At 41.3% G+C, this 22269-nt stretch carries 21 protein-coding genes; 1 reads left to right on the top strand and 20 read right to left on the bottom strand.

Annotated features, from left to right (window positions below; translation table 11 throughout):
- Nucleotides 1–47: 47 nt before the first annotated feature.
- The 7 genes from AC58UX_RS14705 to AC58UX_RS14735 form a co-directional block, all read right to left on the bottom strand.
- Nucleotides 48–734, bottom strand: coding sequence for a hypothetical protein (locus AC58UX_RS14705; RefSeq protein WP_497253872.1), 687 nt, complete (start codon nt 732–734; stop codon nt 48–50).
- 136 nt (nt 735–870) lie between these two features.
- Nucleotides 871–2172 carry an epoxide hydrolase family protein gene (locus AC58UX_RS14710; protein WP_497253874.1) on the bottom strand — a complete coding sequence of 434 codons (1302 nt, stop codon included), beginning with the start codon at nt 2170–2172 and terminating at the stop codon, nt 871–873.
- Nucleotides 2173–2210: 38 nt separating this feature from the next.
- Complete coding sequence (locus AC58UX_RS14715; RefSeq protein WP_497253876.1) at nt 2211–3308, bottom strand: GerAB/ArcD/ProY family transporter; 1098 nt, start codon at nt 3306–3308, stop codon at nt 2211–2213.
- Nucleotides 3305–4465: a Ger(x)C family spore germination protein gene (locus AC58UX_RS14720; protein WP_497253878.1), complete on the bottom strand. Its 1161-nt coding sequence runs from the start codon at nt 4463–4465 to the stop codon at nt 3305–3307. The genes AC58UX_RS14715 and AC58UX_RS14720 overlap by 4 nt, the downstream gene beginning before the upstream one ends.
- Entirely contained in the window at nt 4462–5859 is a 1398-nt protein-coding gene (locus AC58UX_RS14725; protein ID WP_497253880.1) for a spore germination protein, read from the bottom strand. The genes AC58UX_RS14720 and AC58UX_RS14725 overlap by 4 nt, the downstream gene beginning before the upstream one ends.
- A 147-nt stretch (nt 5860–6006) precedes the next feature.
- Entirely contained in the window at nt 6007–7527 is a 1521-nt protein-coding gene (locus AC58UX_RS14730) for a hypothetical protein (RefSeq protein ID WP_497253882.1), read from the bottom strand.
- 16 nt (nt 7528–7543) lie between these two features.
- Nucleotides 7544–8896: a hypothetical protein gene (locus tag AC58UX_RS14735; RefSeq protein ID WP_497253884.1), complete on the bottom strand. Its 1353-nt coding sequence runs from the start codon at nt 8894–8896 to the stop codon at nt 7544–7546.
- A 334-nt stretch (nt 8897–9230) separates the two neighbouring features.
- On the opposite strand from AC58UX_RS14735, the gene AC58UX_RS14740 reads away from it, so the two are divergent.
- Nucleotides 9231–9869 (top strand): HD domain-containing protein, encoded by a 639-nt coding sequence (locus tag AC58UX_RS14740; RefSeq protein ID WP_497253886.1) that lies wholly within the window; start codon nt 9231–9233, stop codon nt 9867–9869.
- Nucleotides 9870–9924: 55 nt separating this feature from the next.
- Here AC58UX_RS14740 and AC58UX_RS14745 read toward each other — a convergent pair whose 3' ends face one another.
- The 13 genes from AC58UX_RS14745 to AC58UX_RS14805 form a co-directional block, all read right to left on the bottom strand.
- Nucleotides 9925–10695 (bottom strand): SDR family oxidoreductase, encoded by a 771-nt coding sequence (locus tag AC58UX_RS14745; protein ID WP_497253888.1) that lies wholly within the window; start codon nt 10693–10695, stop codon nt 9925–9927.
- 104 nt (nt 10696–10799) lie between these two features.
- Entirely contained in the window at nt 10800–11732 is a 933-nt protein-coding gene (locus AC58UX_RS14750; protein WP_497253890.1) for a D-2-hydroxyacid dehydrogenase, read from the bottom strand.
- A gap of 93 nt (nt 11733–11825) precedes the next feature.
- Nucleotides 11826–12572, bottom strand: coding sequence for a type I methionyl aminopeptidase (gene map / locus AC58UX_RS14755; RefSeq protein ID WP_497253892.1), 747 nt, complete (start codon nt 12570–12572; stop codon nt 11826–11828).
- 131 nt (nt 12573–12703) lie between these two features.
- Nucleotides 12704–14047 (bottom strand): DUF5050 domain-containing protein, encoded by a 1344-nt coding sequence (locus tag AC58UX_RS14760; protein ID WP_497253894.1) that lies wholly within the window; start codon nt 14045–14047, stop codon nt 12704–12706.
- A 118-nt stretch (nt 14048–14165) separates the two neighbouring features.
- Nucleotides 14166–14606, bottom strand: a complete 441-nt coding sequence (locus tag AC58UX_RS14765; protein WP_497253896.1) for a hypothetical protein — start codon at nt 14604–14606, stop codon at nt 14166–14168.
- Nucleotides 14607–14716: 110 nt separating this feature from the next.
- On the bottom strand, nt 14717–15190 hold the full coding sequence (locus tag AC58UX_RS14770) for an NUDIX domain-containing protein (protein WP_497253898.1): 474 nt from the start codon (nt 15188–15190) through the stop codon (nt 14717–14719).
- Nucleotides 15187–16191 (bottom strand): serine hydrolase domain-containing protein, encoded by a 1005-nt coding sequence (locus tag AC58UX_RS14775; RefSeq protein ID WP_497253900.1) that lies wholly within the window; start codon nt 16189–16191, stop codon nt 15187–15189. Before AC58UX_RS14775 ends, AC58UX_RS14770 begins: the two co-directional genes overlap by 4 nt.
- A gap of 193 nt (nt 16192–16384) precedes the next feature.
- Nucleotides 16385–16780: a (R)-mandelonitrile lyase gene (locus AC58UX_RS14780; protein WP_497253902.1), complete on the bottom strand. Its 396-nt coding sequence runs from the start codon at nt 16778–16780 to the stop codon at nt 16385–16387.
- A 25-nt stretch (nt 16781–16805) separates the two neighbouring features.
- Nucleotides 16806–17858 (bottom strand): metallophosphoesterase family protein, encoded by a 1053-nt coding sequence (locus AC58UX_RS14785; protein ID WP_497253904.1) that lies wholly within the window; start codon nt 17856–17858, stop codon nt 16806–16808.
- A gap of 146 nt (nt 17859–18004) precedes the next feature.
- Nucleotides 18005–18541, bottom strand: coding sequence for a hypothetical protein (locus AC58UX_RS14790; RefSeq protein ID WP_497253906.1), 537 nt, complete (start codon nt 18539–18541; stop codon nt 18005–18007).
- 19 nt (nt 18542–18560) lie between these two features.
- Nucleotides 18561–19238: an HAD family hydrolase gene (locus tag AC58UX_RS14795; RefSeq protein WP_497253908.1), complete on the bottom strand. Its 678-nt coding sequence runs from the start codon at nt 19236–19238 to the stop codon at nt 18561–18563.
- 358 nt (nt 19239–19596) lie between these two features.
- On the bottom strand, nt 19597–21456 hold the full coding sequence (locus tag AC58UX_RS14800; protein ID WP_497253910.1) for a hypothetical protein: 1860 nt from the start codon (nt 21454–21456) through the stop codon (nt 19597–19599).
- A gap of 27 nt (nt 21457–21483) precedes the next feature.
- Nucleotides 21484–22164 (bottom strand): serine/threonine protein kinase, encoded by a 681-nt coding sequence (locus tag AC58UX_RS14805; RefSeq protein ID WP_497253912.1) that lies wholly within the window; start codon nt 22162–22164, stop codon nt 21484–21486.
- Between the last annotated feature and the right edge of the window lie 105 nt (nt 22165–22269).

Here is a 22269-nt window from a genome sequence, read left to right on the forward strand (position 1 = left end):
TGTTTAAAGTCCTTTTATTATAAAATGTGAAAAGCCAATCTGCAATTTTAGGGCCGATATTGTTCCTCTATGATTGTAATCTTGTCATTTACGAAAAGAATATTGAATAGCCGATTAGTTAGTTCAGACTTTTCTGAAGTAAATTCCTTAAATTCTATGGAATTCAACATGGCTCCGTTTAAAACATATATCAGTGTGTCATTACCCAGGACTACTTGTTCATTTTCAACACTTTCATTTCGAATGTAAAAATTGTTATTTAAGGAAGCAGCGTTAGGGTCGTTATCATTTTTAGCTGCCTGTTTTGCATCATCTCCAGAAAACCATTGCACATAATCTAAAATTAGATGATAGTTGTCTTTTTCAGTCCTAATCTCTTTAATGAAAGCCATTCTTTTTGATACTTCTGGCAATTGATCGAGAATTTTATTGATTTTTTGTATGTTTGATTCGTCTTCAAGTTGCATCATGGAATTCGTTTCTAGGGTATGTATCTTACCTATTATTTCAGCGTTATTCTTTTTTAAATTTTCATTTTCTAACTTCAAATTTTCAACGATCTGATTTGTATTCGATAATCTGTCTGATAATTGCTGAAAACTCTGTTCTACGCTTTGATTGTATTGGATGGTAGAATCTTTCATTTTATGGTTGTTGTAGTAAAACATAATGTTCATACTTAGCGATGTACAAATAATTACAAGGAAAATAATAAACACTACTTTTCTTTTCATTTTTATTCCTCATTTCAGCCGGTTACGCTTATACACACCATTATATTTCGTTAATTACCATAAATTACCTTCGCGTGAACTTCTTGATATATATAAAAAAATAAAAAAGGAGCTGCCTCAAGCAACTCCCTTCGAATCAACGCATTGACCTAAACGCGTTCCGCAATTCCCTAGCAAAAAGATCTGGCTGCTCCCACGCAGCGAAATGACCACCTTTGTCAAGTCTGTTGTAATAGATGAGATTGGGATAAGCCTTCTCTGACCAGCTCCGCGGCGCCTGATAAATCTCGTTTGGAAAAACGCTCACGGCCACAGGTATCATAACGCCCTTAGCGTTAAAATAACCTCCCTTAAACTCATTATACAGTCTGGATGCAGAAACCCCCGTGTTCGTTAGCCAATACAGTGTGATATTGTCGAGAATCTCGTCACGTGTAAGCTCACCCGTTTCACTCTTCGTCCGTTTCAAACCTCTGAGGATCGCCTCCGCTGGCTGACCTTCCCCATCATTGTGGTCGAGCAGCCACGCGGCGAGTCCGACGGGTGAATCAGCAATCCCGTATAAGGTTTGCGGGCGCGAGCCCATATAGCTTGCATACTCGGCCTGCTTCGTATTTCGGGCCAGCTGCTCATAAGCACGCTTTTCATCAGCCGATAGACCTGCTGGTGCAGGGCTGCCAATCAATAGAGCCTTGTCGAGGTCAGCGGGGACCGTTGCAGGCATGTTGGTGTGGATCGCAAGCAAACCTTCAGGTGCTTGCAATCCCATCTGGTCAACGACAATCGCTCCCCAGTCGCCGCCTTGGGCAACGTAGCGGGTGTAGCCGAGGCGCTTCATCAGTTCTGCCCATGCGCTGGCAATTCGCTCGGGGCCCCAGCCAGTGCTCGTCGGCTTACCGGAGAAACCGTAGCCAGGCATCGACGGAATGACGACATCAAATGCGTCTTCGGCTTTCCCGCCGTGCGCTGTGGGATTCGTCAGCAAATCGATGAGCTTGATCTGCTCGAGCACCGAGCCTGGCCACCCATGCGTGATAATGATCGGAAGCGCATTTTTGTGAGGTGACCGTACATGGATAAAATGAATGGGCAAACCGTCAATCTCCGTAATGAATTGAGGATACGAGTTGAGCTTTTCCTCAGCTTTGCGCCAATCGTAATCTGTCGCCCAATACCGTGCAAGTTCTTTCATCGTTGCGAGCTGCAAGCCTTGAGAAGCATCCTTGACCGTTTCTTGGTCAGGCCATTTCGTCGCGTTTATACGCTTACGCAAATCTGTAATCTCCGATTCGGGAACATGGACACGAAATGGACGGATAGCGTTCTTTTCTGTTGCTTGCACCTTCCCACCATTAGCGTTGGGATTTGTGCTGAAAGCTGTCAACATAAGGGATAGAGCCAACATCATTGCCATTCGAAACCAGAACATTTTACTCATACATAGTTACGCCACCTTCAATTAGATTTCATCTGTATTTATTTCTGCTCATGTGCGAGTGACTGGCCTCTTAGATGACTAACAAGCAATAAAATGAGCGGTAATCCAACAATGAATATCGGAAAAATGTAGATAATCCAAACGAATTTTGCATAATCCAACAGCCCAATGATGTTTGCAGGCACTAAGGAAATCGTGAAAATGACCACTGCAACAAATCCGATTAATATCCGCCAATTTTTAATACCAAGCAATTGTGCTGTTCCATAACTGTTGATGAACATGTAAATGGCTAACTTGACAAATACGCTGAATATCCAAATGAACATGATCCAGACATCCATATTTTGAATAAATTCTAGATAATTGATAAATCGGACCATACTAAAATACGGAAATATTAAGGTTGATCCGATATTGGTCCCAAATGTCATGATAACAAAAATAGCCGTAATCACGGCAATCAAGGATGGAACGCAAATTGCGAGCAGTGTAGGTTTAAGCATTTTCTGTGAATTGGCAATAAAAGGCGCCAACATCATGATCATCATGGACTCACCTAGAAATGATGCATTCACAAATGAACCCTTCAAAATTGCAAATGCGCCAGAGTCCGCGTATACAGGTAAAATAAGTGATGGGTGTAAATTCGTTATATTTAATCCAAAAGTAATTAATATGCCGACAAGAAGTAATGGGCCAGCCATTTCACTAAAACGCGCAATTGCTTCAATGCTTCCTGCGTAGTTTATATAAACCATTGCAGCAACCATAAGTGCTGCGATGACCCAAATCGGTGTATCGTGAAATAGAAATTGCTTAATAAATAAAGAGAAGATTCTCAATATATCTGCTGAAACTGTAAACCACATCAAAATGTACAATGCCCCTATCAGCCGTCCGACCCATTTTCCCAAAAGCTTCTGTGCAAATTCCACCAATGTGTTTGAAGAATGCCGTTGACAAATTCGAACTAAAATCAAGGTGATACAGAGTCCAATAACACCTGCCAATGCAAGCGAGATCCATGCATCCTGCCTAGCAATCTCGATGGAGGGAGATACAGTGAGCCAAATGCTCATCGAAATTTCTAATGTAGTGAGCATCCAAAACAACTGCCATGGCGAAATTTTCACTTTCTATCTCCTATTCCTGGGATGCGCTTGCCAATATCTCCCGAATTTTGAATTTTCAATTTGACATCAACGGCTACTTCAACATTTGGGAATGTCTGATCCCAGTTATTCCGAAGTTCCTTCCAGCGATAGGGATGTTCTCTGTGAATTTCTTCACCAATTCCAAACACATCTTGTCCAAATTGAAGTTGTATTTTTTTAATGGTTTCTTCTACTTTCTTAGCTTTGATCTCATTAAGCATACGTTCTAAAGGTATACGTTCTGCGGAAACAGAAACATCGATATTGGTGTTATTTTCAAGGACTCTTCCAGTCCCTACCAATTTAATGTAGGCTTTGATTTTATTACCTTCAATTTCTGTACGCATAGATTTTTTCAAGTTAGATTCGTAAAGAGAGATACTGCCTTCACCCGTTTCTTCTGTAATAAATTGATCTTTTAACACGCCTTTAACCCAAAACATTTCCAGGGATTCTCTCCCGGTCACTTCCCCGACCATTTGCAATTGTTTGTTAAAGATAGCAACGGATTTAACTTCGATAATCTCATGTTTCTCTAGTGGATTATTAGGTGTAATTTCAACCATTGGCATAGAAGGCCGGATGCCATCCCGACCAATATCGAGTAAGACATCTCGTAACGCTGTGTCCCCTAAACGACAAAATCGGTCTTGATCAACAGCCACAATCGCTGAGAATTGGTTAAACGGACTGTTAATTTTCAATACATCTTTGCCTTCTCCATTATTCACGACGAAAATATCTGTGCGCATACGCGTATCGGTATTTCGTGTAAATTGATCCATAATATCGACAATACCTTTTTTCGCAAGCTTTTCGCCAATGAAAATAGATCTGCGGTGCCCTAGAAAAACTCTTCGAGGGAGTTTATCTTGAATTTGTTGTGTCAAATCAACGATTGAATTTCCAGTTGCTGTCAGTACAATATTTGCTCTTTGCCCACTTCCGCCTCCATCTCTGGTGCTCTTGAAACCAGCGGGAACAGCGACTTGAGCGCTTTTATACAGTTTTCCACTTTCCGAAATGTCTAAGGCAGTTCCAATCCAGAAAGCATAGTCATTAATTTCATTCCTGTCCCAACATCCGGAAATGAATATCGTCAGTATCAAACATAGAATTAGCTTTATTATCTTCATTGTTTTCGTTGCGGAGATAGGTATCGTTTATTCATGCGCATAAGTGTATCCTTCCAGAATTTTTTCCCAATAGGTGCTGCTGGTGCCAAATAAGGAACTCCGAACGACTTCAGCGACACGAGATGAATCATGACGAACGTGACTCCGATGGCGACACCGTACAAACCAAGGAATCCACCTAATATGAGAAGTGGAAACCGCAGAATCCGAAACGGCAATGCCAAACTATAGCTTGGGAAAGCAAATGATGCAATTCCCGTGCCCGCAACGATCATCACGATTGGAGCTGAGATAAATCCAGCTTGAACAGCCGCTTCTCCAATAACCAGTGCCCCTACGATACTCACGGCTGAACCGATTGCTTTAGGTAACCGAAGCCCAGCCTCCCGCAACCCTTCGAACATCAGTTCCATTAACAAAGTTTCGATCACGGTTGGAAAAGGAATATCTTCTCTTGATACTGAAATGCTGAGCATTAACGCAAGTGGGATCATCTGTGGATGGAACGTCGTAAGTGCAACATAGACGGAAGGAAGTAAGCAAGACATAATAGCTAACAGGAAACGGATAAGTCGGACTGCTGAGACGTATAAGAAGCGTTCATAGTGGTCCTCTGCTGCTTGAAAACCTGCCCAAAATGTCATAGGCAGCAATAGTGCATTTGGAGAACCGTCGACGATAATCGCTATTCTGCCTGCCAATAGACTCGCGGATACGGTGTCCGGGCGTTCTGTATTTTGGATTTGCGGGAAAAAGGAAAAGGAATTGTCCTCAATAAATTCTTCAATATAACCGGAATCGAGCAGTTGACTAGAGCGAAAAGTATGTAGTCTACTTCTGACTTCTTCTAGCAACTCCGGTTTGACCTTCTCTTCGATATAAGCAACGACAAACTCTGTATTGGTTAGTTCTCCAGCTTGATGCTTTTCAAACTTCAAATTGGGATGACTTATTTTCCTGCGAATCATGCTTAAATTTGTTTTTAAATCTTCGGTGAAACCTTCGCGCGGACCGCGAATCGAGGCCTCATTGGAGGGTTCACCAATGGCACGTTGTTTAAATGCGGTCAGATCTGCGATATATGCAAAAGGCTTGCCGTCTAAAAAAATGGCCGTACAGCCTTTCAAAACCTTTGCTACAATTTCCGATACCTGATAAACAACTGTATACTGTGTCAGTCGATCCGAATCACGACTAATCATACAGGCCGAAATAATCTGTTCCAATCTATCCGAGTCTGTTAACTCTTCGATATAAACAAGTAGAATATCCGACTGATCCGTGAGCTTTAACGGCCTAAATACGATATCAGCACAATTATGGAAAATATGTCGTAATGAATCGTGGTTGAACTTAACACTTTCACTCACGTCTACGGGAATGCTTGGTTCCATGTCACTTCCCTCCCTTCCCATAATCTGGTGCTTTATTTTGTGTGTTTTTATGTTGCTTTATTCCAAGAAATAGAAAAAAGCACTGCCCGAGATTCGGAGCAGTGCTTTTTATAGGATCTTCGCCACCCATAATCGTTCATTTCGCCGTTAGTTCAATTTCTTATAAGACAAACCTTCATTTTCAGCGGAAATGAACCATTTATTTAAAAGCAACTCACCGGGATTGATCGTCCGTTCTTCGAATACACGATCAATCTTTTTCTTTAAAGGATCTAAATGATAAATCACGGATTCTCCTTTTTCGTAATCAAAGGTTCTCCAACGATGACCGCCATCCTCAGGCTGATTCAAGTAATTAGCTTTTTCACTGGATCGCCAATACGTTCCACTTTCCAAATCAACAAAGAACATATACTCAAATGAACTCGAAAAGGGAGACCAGGTTTCGGCCCGTTCAATTGCATTCAACTTCTCTATGTTTGCTGCAGTGAGTGTTCTTGTCTGTCCAGATACTATGTCGAAAGCTTTGTAGGTTATAGTTATTTTTTGCTCGTCGGTCGGTTTCTTTCTGTCAATTTGGTAGTATTCGATTATTGCAGTTTGTTTCTTTGGAATCCAGCCGACCAACTCAATATGGATGTCACCTTTCGTTTCTAGTCGTTGACTGACCTTTCCAAGCCGATCGATGAACACCAAGCCTTGAGGGGCTAAAATGTCGCTTTCACCACCGGACATCCGATGTTCGTCCCCATCTTTAAAGGCATAATGCTGTGCGGAAAATTGGTTGTCCGGACTCCAATGTATAGCCAATCTGTAGTTTCCTGTTTCTTTTAGCTCTGTCAGGAGGCGTCCATCTAAATCATACAACTTTCCTGCATGCCAAAACCGTTCCCCATCTGGGGATCGGAAAATCGAATACATCGGCCAAGTGCTGGGAAAGCGATTTTCGATAGATATAGCAGTTTGCTGCTTTAAATCAAATACATGTAATTTCCCTTTGGAAAAGGTGGGGATGACTAATTTCCCTTTGCTGTTTGTTAGCCAACCTGGCGTGAAAAAATCTGGAGTAGCATTTTCCGGCTGGCGTGTGAACATCACAGTTTTCTCGCCTGTATAAACATTCATTTTTTCAATGTTATAGGAAGTGTCTGTTCCTGTACTTCCATGAACAGCTGTAAATACAACGTTTTCCTCGTCCAGGAAACCAAATATATTCGTGATTGAATCCGTTGTATATGAATCGTCTGTTCGAGCATGCATCAACATAACCGTTTGCACTTCTTTAGAAGCTGGTCTGACAAGAAGCAAATCTTTACGGTACCAACTTTCCTCACTGTTAGCTTCATTTCTCCTTACTACATGGACAATGGCATCTTTTCGTGGTGTGGAGATGGTTTGCATGACATGGGCATCTCCAGCGTCGATGAACTCGATTTGAAAACCGTTGGACGATTCCTTGATATTTGCTTTCAATGGTTTATCAGCTTTGTTCGGTTCTATAATCGGGATTGGGTCTGGTGTTGCTCTATCTTGTGTTTGAATCGGGGTCAAACTTTCTTCAGTAGTTACAACTGGCTGTTTCTGGGTATCCTCACTGCATGCCCATAGGATTGTAACAAATGCAATCACTAAGAATACCGAACTTGTGAATTTCAAGTTCCAATTCATTCTAGATCACTCCAGTTTATGTTGCCTCAATCTCCGAAACGACCATGATTTCACCAGTTCTCGCATCCAAATATACAACCATTTTGTTGCCAGCCGTGTAGACTGCTTCCACAACCCAGCCGTCATAGATTTGTCTTTTCTTATTATCGTAAAGCACCAGACTCTTCTTGAAAGTTGCTTTCCATTGAGCTTGGGCGTCTGGATCCAGCTTTTTGGCAATTTGATATGCGGCCTCTTCATTAATTTGTAATGGTATATCGTTCAAAGCCTCTCTCAAGCTTGCCCGAACTGCAAGAGCAGCCGCTTCCGCGTAGGTAAGGTAACTGTGGTCGCCGAAGCTTTGGCCAGTTTTCCCCTCTAGTAGGCCATCTCCGTACGCAACAGCAATTTTATCGGAATCAAAAGCAAATCGATAATCCGTAAATGCTTTTTCAGCATTTATTTTTTCCTCCGAAGTTGCGCTTCTTGGATTTTTTCCAAGCTTCGTTATACCGACTACCGCTCTGTCCCTAAGAATACCGCCATCTTGATTATAGGCAAGTGTATACATAGACGCTTTCTCTCTGATATAAGCAGGCACCGGCAGTCCTGTAAGCAGTAAATCGTGCCATAAACCAACAGGTATGTTGCGATCCGCGTTCAATGGATCTTGGAAAGTGCGACGCAAAACCTTAAGCATCGGCTTGGGGAGCTTACCGCTGTGGTAGGCAGCCTCCAACTCTCCAGTGAGCCAATGGTTAGCCGGTAAAATCGGCATGTTATACGCCAATTTTCCCATGACCCGAAACATCATAGATATCGCTTCGGCATTCGTAAGCTTATCTCTTGGTCTAAATTTATCTTGCACGGAGGCATCCAAAATCCCTTGTGCATACGCAGTCTCAACCAGACCTCTCTGCATTTCGCTGATATCCGGATAGTCCAACAGTTCTTTTGCCGACTTTAATCCTTCCCCTGATCCGTTGCCCTTAATGTAAGACCCGCTCAATAGCTTTACCATTCCACCGACCGCATTTTCTCGAGTAATCTCCGTTCCTTGTCCAAGACCATGAACATACATGTTGATCCAAGTTTCACTTTCTTTCTCCGGCAACGCCATCGCCATCTTTAGCGCTGTCGCCCAATCATCGAGCAAAATGGGGCTATTTAACTTGGATGCATCGAGCACATTTTTTTGAAATGACTCCCACTCTTTCAGACTAATTGTCCCTTGTGTCGAAGTCGAAGCATTATCTCTATAGGGTACAATGTATTGCTTATATTCCGTTAGCTCCTTCGTCACCCAGTGGGTATCCTCAGTAGCCCCGTGTGCCAAACTTCCGTAAGACATTAAAACAGCCATCATGCATACAAGTAACTTCTTTTTCATCGCTTTCACCTCTTTAACATTAATTACCTGCCGATTGATTAGACGATTGAATTCCCAAAAAGTTCCTATAAACACAAATAAAGCCGATAGTTCGGCTTTATCACTTTCTTAAAATATCAACTCACAATCTCTATTTTCCCATACATCAAATAAGTTTCGATCTAAGTCCTCTTATTTCAATGAATTAACATGCTGAGGAATTGTTCCGGCGTTTCCAGAGTTACTCCGTGTATAAATCATTATGCATCTAGACAAACTTCATTGTCACAAAATTGTTCCTTCATTTGTCTACTTGGATGTACAATCTAAAACAAAATTTAAGGGGGAAATATAGATGAGTATTTCAATCGCTGATATAAATATTCCCGATAGTAAGCTAGCCGTTGAAGCTGCTGAATTAGTGCGTGAGTACAGCAACGACCTTTTGTGGAACCATTCAAATCGGGTATATCTGTTTGCAGCTATGAAGGGTAATCTCAATCAAATGAAATACGATTCTGAATTGCTCTATATCAGTTCGCTTTTCCACGATATCGGTCTTACTACCACATTCCGAAGCACGGACAAACGTTTTGAAGTCGATGGAGCAAATGCTGCCCGCGATTTCCTTCAAAGTCGTGGCGTCCCTATAGACTCCATCAGGCTTGTATGGGATGCTGTTGCCCTGCATACAACGATCGGTATCGTCGAATATAAGGAAACTGAAGTGGCGCTTATGAATTTTGGCGTAGGATATGATGTGGTCGGGAAGAATTTCGATCATATCTCAGCAGAAGCGCGGCAGCAAGTCGTCGAGGCTTTTCCTCGCAACCAGTTCAAACAAAACATCTTGCATACATTCTTGGAAGGCTTCAAAGACAAACCGGAAACAACATACGGGACGATTAACGCCGACGTATGTGAAATGCTTCTTCCGGGATATAAACGCCCCAACTTTTGCCATCATGTCCTTCATTCCAAATGGGAAGAGTAAAGTTCCCTACGCCGCTAACAAAAAACACCAACCAACTTGTGGTGGTGTTTGATAGTTACGGCTTGCTCAACATTTTGTCCACAGTCTTACTAAGCTGGCTAAAAATAAAACTCGGCGCAATCCGGTTCATCATTTTTAATGCATTGCTCTGGCCAGGCCGGATTTCGTATTGGTCACTCTCTATTCTTTTGATCGCAAAACTAACCATGTCCGCGACTGGCATCGCCTTTGAACCTGACATATCTGCTGAATCGAATGAATCCACCAGCGGAGTTTCTGTTAATGGCGGAGCCAGCTCGAATACTTTGACCTTGGTTTTTTTCAGTTGTGCTCTGAGCGAAAGCGTATAGGAATGAATACCGGCCTTCGCTGCGCAATAAATGGGTGATATCGGAAGAGGTACGAACGCAAGACCTGATGAGACATTAATAATCGCAGCCGATTCTTGCGTTTTCAAATGCGGTAAAAATTGCTGCACCATCCAGATCGGACCACTGAGGTTCGTTTCGATTTCGTTGTTCAAATCCCCCAGGTCATTACCCGCAGTATGAAGATTTATTTTTCGCATAACCCCTGCGTTATTAATCAAAACATTGAGCTTCGGAAATTGGTTCACCACCGCTGCATACAATGCTGCAATCGCTTGAGGATCCCCCGCATCGCTCTGAAACGTATGTACCGTTGGCAGCTTTTTCTTTGTCTCATCAAGCCTTGCTTGATCCCGCCCCGTGATAATAACAGTATTCCCGAGCTTCAGCAGCTGACTTGCAAATTCGAAGCCAATGCCCGAAGACCCGCCCGTAATAAGAACAGTATTGCCGCTCATTTTCATTAGATTCCACCCGTCCCTTCCATCTCTATTAGGATGATAATTTCTACCAATAGTGTACATGAAGTTTAAAAAGATAGGAAGGCGTCCTGATCTAAAATCTAGTATCCTCGACTGATGTCCACCGAATGGCTAATCCGTTCTTGTCCACTATCAATTTCTCTAAGCACTGCGAAAAAGCTGTCCATCGCTTCATCCACCCCAGTTATGGCGGAAATATGTGGAGTAATGATCACATTCGGATGATCCCACATCGGCGATTGTGCGGGCAAAGGTTCCTCTCTAAACACGTCTAGAACAGCACTACGCACCTGACCTCGTTCAATTGCCCCGAGAAGTGCGTTTTCATCCACCGAAGCTCCTCGGCCAACATTTATAAAGCCTGCACCGTGCATGTTAGAAAACAAATATTTATCGAATAACCTTTCGGTGATTGATGTTAAGGGCAGCGTGTTAATAACCCAGTCGGCCTGTGCTAACAACGAGTGCATCTCGGTAATCGGATGGACCCTATTAAAATGACAGTTCGATGCGCCGCTGCGAGATATTCCGTATACGGATACCCCGAATGTTTTAAGCATCCTCGCCACTTCCATGCCGATTGTTCCAGTACCGAAAATGACGATGTTCAGCTGCTGCAGAAGCTTTTGCTGTGAAGGTAGCCATTGTCTTTGGGTCTGATTCTGCAGAAACTTATCATGTCGCTGTGTATCGGCAAGAATATAACTTAAGCAGTATTCTCCTATTTTCTGCCCAAAACTGCCGACAGTTCGCGTTAATAAAACGTCCTTTTTCCATTCACGTTGATATAAAAATGAATCAACGCCAGCCCCAAGCGCATGAACCCACCGCAAGTTGCCGAATTGAAACGATTCCGTCGGTTTAAATGCCACATAACTATCAGCCCAATCGAAGTGACTTGGGCTTACATCCGCCTCTGGAAGAAACAAATACTCTCTCTTCGTGTCCAGTAAGGCTATTTGTTCTAAATCTTTGAACATCCGTCCTGTTACTATAATTTTATTAATATTCACAAGCTACTCCCCCTCAGACTGCCGCGGCAATCTGCTCCCTGCTTATTATGCGATCGTGTTCATTTGCGAAATCTCCACTTTTGTTCTGATATCCTAAGCTACTGTCACAATGATGGGTTGATTCTTTGTAATAATGATGGTGTGCTCATGTTGGGCGGCAAAACCGTCGTGCGGTAGACATAAAGTCCACCCATCTGACTGCTCAACGACATAATCCGCACCTGTTGATAAAAAAGGCTCAATCGTAATGACTAAACCCTCTTTCAATACACGATTATCGTGCTTGTTATAAACAGGAAGAATCTCTGTTGGAGTTTCATGTAAGGATTTCCCAATACCGTGACTACACAAATTCTTAATCACCTTGTAGCCGCCTTTTTTAGCCTCGTGTTCAATAATCCTTCCAATTTCGTTCAGTTTTACTCCATGCTTAAGTGAAGAGATGACTTTCATCATCGTATTGTGTGTGTATCGACAGAGATGCATTAATGCTGGGTTGAATGGAGATATCGGAAAAGAATGTCCCGCATCCGCATAATAGCCTCCCAATTCTGCCGAAACATCGATGTTTATTAAATCACCAGGTTGAATGATTCGATTTCCCGGTATACCGTGGGCAACTTCATTGTTAATGCTTATACATGTGTTGCCTGGGAAATTGTATGTTTTTTTCGGTGCCGGCACAGCCCCATGCCCCTTCAAAAACTTTCCTCCTATTTCATCCAATTCCCTTGTCGTAATTCCTACACGTGCGTTTCGTTTCATTTCACTAATCGTCATTGCAACGATTTTGCCAATTTTCTTTAGAGCTTCAATATCATTTTGAGATTCTATTGTCATAAAATCCCCTCCATTTCCCTGATAAGATTATTTTACCACATAGAAAGAAAATTCCTTTATACAGTCTGTTATTTGGAAGAAAAAAAGGAGCTTGCATCGTATAGCAAGCCCCCTTTTTAAATTAAATGTAATTAGTTAACTGGGATACTTTCCCCACCGTCGACTTTGAATTTGACTTTTTTAAATGTAAATGGTTGCGCTGGGTCTGGAATAAGGCAATAAATCCAATCACCCGCTATGTTAAATAGTTGAACACCACTTTGTTGATATTTTGTTTTCTCCGTACCATCCAAACGCATTCTATATAAATAGGCAGTATTACCAGTGAACTTAGCGTAATAGATCCATTCATTCACTACAAAATAATTCGTAGGCTTAACCACATCTATTTTTCTCAATTCCTTTGATCCATCTAGTTTCATCTCCCATATTTCCTCATACCCAAAATATAAAGATGCTCCTACTATTTGAAAATCACCGATTGTGGTTAAATCAGTTATTTTCTTCTTTTCTGTACCATCTAAATTCATTTCATTTATATGAGTGACACTACCTTCATAGTTTCCAACATATATCTTATTGTCTAAAATAGAAAATTGGAGTGTGACTCCTTCACTAAGAATTTCTTTTTCTGTCCCGTCTAACTTCATTTTATTAAGATTTTTCGGTTTAGATACTTTCTGTATAGCATCTACCCAGTAGATGTAATCGCCATAAACCTGATAAAACGAAACTCGATCATCAGTTACTTTAGTTGCTGGAACACTTCCATCACTTGAAATTCTGTAAATTTTAGAATCACCTTGGTCAACAAAATAGATATATCCATTTTCTTCAGTAATAAGTCGAGCTGACTGATCCGTTAATTTTATTTTTTTGTTTCCATCATTTGATATTTTGTAGATTTTATTACTATCAGTCATATTTGAATAGTAAGTCCACTCTCCATAATTTTGAGCAAAACCTTGTTGAGTTAAATTATGAATATGTATGTACCTATCTGATTCATCCTTTTCAGTTTTATTGAATTTATCAGATGGTGACTTGATCATAACGCTGTACGAGTCACTTATCCAATCAACTTTACATCCCAACGCCTCACTAATAAATCTCAGTGGTACCAATGTATTGCCATTTGATATTTGACCTGGAACTGATAATGGAACAAACTCATCATTAATTTTTGCAGATGTTGCACCGATTTGATAGGTCAGCTCCATGCCATTTTTTGTGGCAGATACGGTATGATTATTCGCATCCCAATTCACAACTGCTCCCAAAGCTTCAAATATCTTTCTCATTGGAACTAAAGTACTTCCCTCCACTATGACCGGTTGAACTTCAAACTGCATCTGTGCACCGTCTAAAAATACAATAGGACTCTTCATTGCACCCTTTACAGGTGTTGGTCCCATAATTAAACTTAATCCTAATGTAGCAGCACACATTACTAATGCAAAATTCTTTGCTTTCATTTTTTCCACTTCCAATTTCGTTTATTGTATACAATAATAGAATTCATTGCTTAATCTTTCCATTACGAAGCTAGGCGTTTTTACTTTAGCATGTAGTCACTATAATTGAAAACAGGAATTATTTACTATTTATAACTCTACTACAATCAATGACAACAAAGCCCCTGTCATAATTGTGTTTAAATCTGATTTGATAGGTTTCAGCTTTCATTTTTTCATTATTAATAACCTCGCTAACCGTCGCGAAAACTGTTAACTCAGTGAAACCGTTGAAATCTTTCTTCATATTTGTTATTTCAAAAGGCTCGAAACTATATAAGAACTCTTTTCCTGGTTTTAAGTATTTTTTCTCTTGAAGAGCAAGCAACGTACGTCTCTGTAACTCTGTAGTCAACATAAGCTCTAATTGCTTTTCTCGCGAATGCGGAAAGTCCCAAAAAGCAATCCACTCAATTGAATCCTGCTTATTATCTTCATTTGGACTAGCTTCGGTAAACTGTCCTATTGCCAAACTAATCACGAACATAAAGCCTAACGACAAGATAAATCTTCTTTTCATAAAATCACCTCGGTTTAGCTTTACCATTTTAAGGGGAATTATTATATTCTGAAAGATCAAAAAAGCAACCCCACAATGCTTGGAGGCTGCTGTTGCGCTATTATATTAAGTTATTGTTTCTCGTCAGAGTCTAATAGTAAGTTAACTGCCTTCTGTACAGCCCATTTTTGATGTTCATGAAAAAATAAATGATCAACCTCATCTAAGCTTATCCAGCTTAACTCATGGTAAGCTTCATTTGGGTCTTGTATTTTGGTTTTCATATCCACCAAAAAGAAAAATCCAATGTTTAATACATGTTCATTTTGAGGAGTAATAAAAAATCTTTGAGCTTCACCAATATAAACACCAATATTTATTTCATAACCTGTTTCCTCTAACAGTTCGCGTCTTAAACACTCGTGATGTGTCTCTCCTTGCTCTAACCCACCTCCTGGTAACAAATACGCTCCTTTAGCAGTTATAATTACAGCAACCTGATGTTTAATGCCATTAACAATTACTGCGTAACATCCTTGACGTATTTGGTATTCATGATTGCTAATCTTCTCGCCAAAACTCTGCGGTTCAACCAGATTGTTCACCTCACGTCCTTCACAGCATCAGTCACCAAATTGCCAAAGGTCCTTATATCCTCGAGATAATCATAATCCCCAGGATTAGTTAACTGGTTATACAACCGTACTGCTACCACATTATAGGCTGGAATGACTAACACTGCGCATCCCGTAATGCCGAGCACTTGATAGGAGCCAGCAGGCACGTGTTCGCCAATCTGGTTTAAATATGAATCGTGCTGCAGCCACCAGATGTATCCATTGCGTGGCTGTTGAGCTGGAACGTTCTTAGGAGTTTGGAGAGCAGTCACACGCTCAAATACGCTAACTGGCAGGATCTGTCTGCCATCACAGTCAGCTCCCTGGCGAAGATGAAGTTGTCCCCATTTTGCTAGGTCGCGGGCGCTAACGAAAAGATTGCTCTGGTCTCCAGCTGAGCTGTCGTTTGGACCGACCCAGTTAACTCGATGAGAATAATAATTGTATATGAGTTGCTCATTCTGGGTGGTACACCAACCTGTTTCACGGAAACCATAAGGCTCGAAAACAGATTTATTTAAGAATTTACTCAATGTCATCCCGGTTAGTCGCGATACTATTTCGAATAACATTGCAATGCCGGTATTTCGATAAGCCCATCCTGTGCCTGCAGGAAACTCACGAATAAGCTTTCCTTCTCGTTCCATTAGTCCGTGTGTATGTGTTATGAGGTGTCGGATCGTAACTTCAGATGTAAACTCAGGTAAGTTGTCAAGATACCGGGATAAAGGATCGTCAATACTCTCGATCATACCTTGTTCAATTAACATACTAATGGCTAATGCAAGATAGGTTTTGCGCACAGAACCTACGTTAAATTGTGAATTTGCATCAACACTGCGCGATTCTTCGTTTTCATCGTGTTTGCCTGAATAAGACTCGTGTACAATTCGATTGTTTTGAAGGACACATAACCCTGCAGCTGTCGCTCCTATTTTTTTTTGCACATCATATACGTGATCGACTAATTGCTGAAATCTTGACTCCATGGTTATCTCCCTGTTGCCTTGTTTTTTCTCTCAATAAGTTACTCTGTTGAATCTAATCATACTCAATAGTATATGGAATATCATACAAAGAAAAGCCACTCTCTACGCTTTCCCTATTAAGATAATCTTCATTAATTAAAAAACCTATCGAATTAATCTCCGATAGGTCCTACTTAAAAATCTAATTCAAGGTTTATGATTGATATTGCTCGTCAGTGACTTTTTCCAACCATTCTACCGTCTTGCCGTCATGACGCTCTTGAATCGCTATATGAGTCATTGCTGTCGTGGGCGAAGCTCCATGCCAATGTTTCTCCCCTGGTGGGAACCAAACCACATCGCCCGGACTAATTTCTTCGATTTCTCCCCCCCAGCGTTGAACCCGTCCTTTGCCCGCTGTTACGATTAGCGTTTGACCCAGTGGATGCGTATGCCATGCTGTCCGTGCACCTGGCTCGAACGTTACACTTGCACTAACTACCCGTGCTGGTTCGGCTGTTTCAATGAGAGGATCGAGACGAACTGTGCCGGTAAAATAGTCAGACGATCCTTTGCCCGAAGGTTGGGAGCCAACTCTTCTAATTTCCATTTTCAAACCTCCGTTGTGTATGGTATTAAACAATAGCTACTTTGTAATTCGCAGATTCGATCCACGTCTGATTGGAAAACTCACGACCTCGAACCACCACTTCGTTGTTGTAGATCTGAACGTACATGCCTTGTGCTACATTTGAATTGTCTGTACTGCGTGTTTTGCCGACGGAGGCATTATTGAACCAGTGAAATGAATTCTGTGTGTTGTAGTGACTCTCCGTTGCAAAGTTACGATGAGTATGCCCGGACAGCACAAATACATTCTTATACGGCTTTAAAATGGCCCGAAACTCCCTTGCTCTAAGCAACTGAGGAGGTTTTCCATCCGTATCTGGCGCCGGAAGCGGCTGATGGATGAAGACGATAGCTGGCTTTCCATCCGAATGCGCTTTCATCGTACTCTCCAGCCAAGCAAGCTGCTCATCCGAATACCAAGCACCCTCCCCTACCTCTGGTTTCTCCTGCACATAATTCTCTTGGGACATCATAATCAGATGAACATCATTGATCCAGACATCCTTATAAGGCTTATCTTTATAACCGAAAAACTTCATGAACCGTTCACGGGCCATCGCGTCGGTTTTGCCATTAGGCACCGTTTCAGCGGACCAGTCGCCCTTATTGTTTATCCAAATGTCGTAATAGTCGTGATTGCCCATATTGGCATAAATTGGCGGTAGTTTGTACTTGTCTAGTACTTTTCGGAAAAGTTTGTAATCGACCTCGCGGCCTACATCCGTGATATCCCCTCCAAAAACGATCGTATCTACTGGAGATTCGAAATGAGTAATATCTTTCAAAGCTGAATGAAGTTTATCGGTAATCGTAGAGGTACCATTGTCTGAAATATGCACATCGCTGAGAAGGAAAAATGAGAGCAATAACCGCTTGTCGGGAGTAGCGACTGGATCCGGTTGAATGGATGCTTGGGGGATGTCTTTCTGTTCCAAGGCTTCGACTACTTTATCTTTTGTCTCAGGGCTGTTCATCAATTGCTTGACCAGGGCACCCCCACCGGTTAATGCCAGCGCGGCTGCGAGTAATCTTTTGACGAATTGTCTTCTAGAAATCATATGAACCTTGTTCCCCCATTTTCGGTATACGGTAATGTTTATTTATATAGATTCTAACATATTTATAGTCTAAATTTGAGTATAATCATTTAAACTTGTTTACCTCTTGAAATGATGATTTCTTATTTATCATGCAAATTAACTATTTATTTTAAAGGAAATCTTTCGAAATATTTCTCTCTCAGTTCCCTATGGACGGTATTCCCAAATAACTTCTTCCCTGATGCAAATGTAATCGTATAAATATAGTACTTTTGATTATTCGGATCAAATCTTTCTGAAAATAAATCGTCTTCGTCGATTTTACTTTGATTTTGAATGCATTCGCTTCTCATTAATTGTTTTTTAAATTTTGAAAGCACTATTTTCCTCCTCATAAGTGAGATAATGCCCACTTCTTTCCAAAGTTGTAATCCGTTACCAGCTAGAATATGTTCAATTGCTTTATGTTTTATTTCTTCGAGTAACTCCTTTGATTCGCATAAAGTTGCTGCTATACCAATATAGAATAAAGGTGCTAAATCTGGTCCAAGATCTTTGTCAGTCAATATATCACTGTACAATCTCTTTAATCTTGCCACAGATTGAATGGTAGAAATTTTCTCATCTTTAAATTGGTTATAATAATCTTTAATATCTAATGTAAAATCATCTTCAAAAATGCCAAATCCCCATGTTCCCACTTGTTTGCTCCGTTCCTTTTTAGAATATAATATTTATTTCCTCAATCAATTGAATCGGACTTTTCAACTTTATAAATTCACTTTCTATAAATGTATTAAACCATTTGGCATGGTACACCTTGAATCCTGCGTTATATGCACCAAACAGCTCTTGCGATCCACCATCTCCGATAAAAATACTCTCCTCAGGTTTGACGTCCAATCGCTTACTGGCCAATGCATATATTTCTGAGCTTGGTTTGCAGCAGTTTACCTCAAATGAAAAGATAACATCGTCAAAGTAACTTGCAAGTTTGGAATCTCCCCAGTATTTCACTTCTTCTTCCGTGCAATTACTAATTAGTCCAAGCTTAATATTTTTATCTTTTAAAAATTGTAGGAGCGTAATCACATCTGAATCAATATCATCAAAAGGAATCTTTTTTTCCTTTATTCTTTCATTGTACAAATAATCTATAGATACGTTGTTGGGCTCTAGCCCACGAGAAAGTAAGATATCTGTGATAACATCCTTGTAATTTAGAATCTCTCCGATCATTCTTCTCTCCAGTCGATTCTTCCACTCTAACTTAAACTCATCATTAGTAATACCTAGCAACTCAGAATAATTATAGCTCCGCTTTGACAATCTCTTACCGTTTGTAAATTCAGTAATCAGAGTTTCAAACAAGTCAAAAAAGACGGCATGAATGGTCAATGTAATCACTCCTTAGCAAGCTGTTATTACATAATTCGTGAAACAACCCAACAATCCTGCCACATATTGTAAGCTTAAAACCAGTTCCAAGTCGTAAGTGTCGCTTAACAGAAACGTAATACATCATTGCTTGCAGGCTGTAAGGGCAACTGCTGATTCACAACTTTTCTCCCCTATGAGAAAAACTTCTATCGAAGTCCTTCGAGGATGAGCGACCGCGTTTTAAAGGTGGTTTTATATCGCCAATAAGAATTTGTATTTCCGAGCCTCGGAAACTTATAAATTCTTATGTGGTAAAAAAGGTTGCTGACCCATTGGTATCAGCAACCTTTTTCTAGTGTTCGCATCTTCGAAGCGATTACTCCTCCATAACCTCGATGGACTGCAGCTTACCATCTGCCTTCGATTCCTTGTACGTAATTGGCAGCATGCTATCTGGGAACATGACTTCAAGCCGATTAACTCGAGTCTTTTCGTCGCTTTTGTCTAAGAGTTCTTTACTTTCATAACCACCTTGTACGCCAGCTTTTGATAGTAACTCCAGAGTCCTCTGAAAATTGACAGATGCATATCTGTCTCTCAAGTTTTGTGTCCAAGTTACAGCGTCCCAGTTAGGTGCCTTCACGTTGACGCCTGCCTGCCGCATTGTGTCGAGCAGTTTTACAACCATCTGCCCATCTCCTTCCTGCATGGCACAAGCAAGCGCGAGGTAAGCTCGATTAAGCGTTGAAAGATAGTTCATTTTATTTTTTGCAGCCAGCATATCGAATACATTCTCCGCCTTCTGATCTGCAGTGAACCAATAAAAGTGAAAATCCAAAGGATTGACCTGGCTTGTTCCTGGGAGCAAGAACTTACCATCATCCGAAACACGGAACACCTTGGAGAAATCAAAACGCGATGGGTATTGCATCACAAAAATATGCTTGCCGTTCTCACTTACCATGATTTGAACAGACAACGGCTCGCGCGGCCGTTCACCCCCTGGCAGGATCGATGAAGAGCCATTCAAACTCGAGTAGTAGATACTACCATCCTTCGCAGTCTCCTTGACAAGACGGTACATCAACTTGCTCTTTTGCATATTTGGCTTTACATCGATAAGGGTTGAATTCCCATTTACAGTACGAACTTCCTCATTCACCTGCCATGTAATAGTAGCAATCCCTCTAATTTCATCAGGCATTCTTTCTGAAAAATCAGGCAGTCCGATTTCAATCCGGTAATCTTTTGGCTGCCACTCGTATGAAGTATACATGTGTTGTGATGCATAGAATACATCGGAGAAGTTAGTATTGTAGGATATACAATCGATCCGCTCTTTACTGCCAAATTCAAACACACTTAAATGCCTGCCAAAAGACGCAAAAACACCAGCCACAATGAGTACCGGTACGAGCAGCACAATCATTACGTTAAGCGTTTTATGACTGTGAACTTCACCATAAGGCAATTCCGGTGCCTTTTCGCCTTCCAACTTTAGCTTCACGGACAGCCGCAACATGAGCTCGCCAATCAGTAAAGTTCCAACACATGCATAAGCAACCAACGGAACCGCATATCCCAAAGGCGATGTCAGCGATCGAAATAAGCTTACAAATAGCGTGCAAAACAGAGCCAACAGCGCAAGCGGCAGCAATGTACTGAAATAACGGCGAAACAAACGAGGAGCTTTTGCCATTGCCTCACTAAAAGTGAGATCTTGGAGGACAATTAAGTATGGCGTAAGGGAATACATCATGAGAACAATGATTACTATAAGCCCTATTGGCAAAAAGACAGCAGCGAGGAATATAGTCAACGCACCTACGACGTTTTGAAAAATCGACCATGCGATCATATCACCGAAATACCTGCGTCCACACGCCATCAGCGGGACTTGTTTACGACTCTGAACCCACCCTTTTAGACCACCTAGATACATAGCTCGGACAAAGCTTTGTACGCTAATTAATGCCGCCGATGCTAGGAAGGCCGAGATCCCCCATACCTGTGTCCCTGCTTGGAGATAGGAATATGGGATTTTCAGATCCATAAGCGACGGCATATAGAGTGGAATGGTTGCAGTAAATCCACCTGTCCCCATAGAAGCACCAGGCGTCGCTAAAGACTGAGAATAGGGAAATACGGAAAATCCAACGTATATACCAAGCCCAACTACAACCGAAATGAGCACCTCAAACGCCATCACTAAAGCAATTAATCGTATGTAAGCCATCCATACCTCTCTCCCTTGCTAGCCAGTTCACTTACGATCCGAAAAGAAAAGCCGACTCACTCGCCTAGTGAAGTCTTCAATTCGAAAACTTGCAGAATCAATTCGGTTATACCAGTTGGTGATGGTTTCCAAAATCCGCAAAGGCACTTGCACATCACTTATTAGCGGATAAACGTGGTTATAAGCCCAGACTAAGTGCTCCCAACGATTATCGTTACCTTCTTTGATATACTCGGATACATCTAACACTATGCCTCTTCCCTCATGCAAAAGCACGTTCTTAAGATGAATGTCCCTTGGATTCAGCCCTTGATTTCGGACAAATTCGCGGGCATCCTCAATGTCTTGGATCGCTTGCTTAGGCACACAAACACCTTGCAGGAGACAATCGAACAAGGTAACTCCTTTTTCAAAACTTAAGACCAAGTAATTAGGGCCGACTCCGTAACATCGCGGGAAATAAGGTGATCCCTTTAATCGTTCATATATGCCTGCCTCTACATCCTTCTTTTCTAAAGCTTTATCGGAATAAACTTTAAATGCGTAATTAGGGGTGTTCGGGTAATAAAAGACCACCGCATCCGTACCAACCCCAATGCAATGCAAATCCTCTGAACAAAATACGATAGAAACAGGCTTATTGTCTTCATAGCCAACGATCTCTACGCCTCTTAATGCTTCCTCAGCTTGTTGCCAATCTGGAATCATATCCATCTTCTCCTACCTGCCAAAGAAAATTTTTACAATTCTGTACGAATTTAAAATGTGAAAGTTTCAGTCTCAGTTCCTTTCAGCTGTCCGCACAATGAAAAA

The organism is Paenibacillus sp. J22P90, assembly GCF_059692195.1.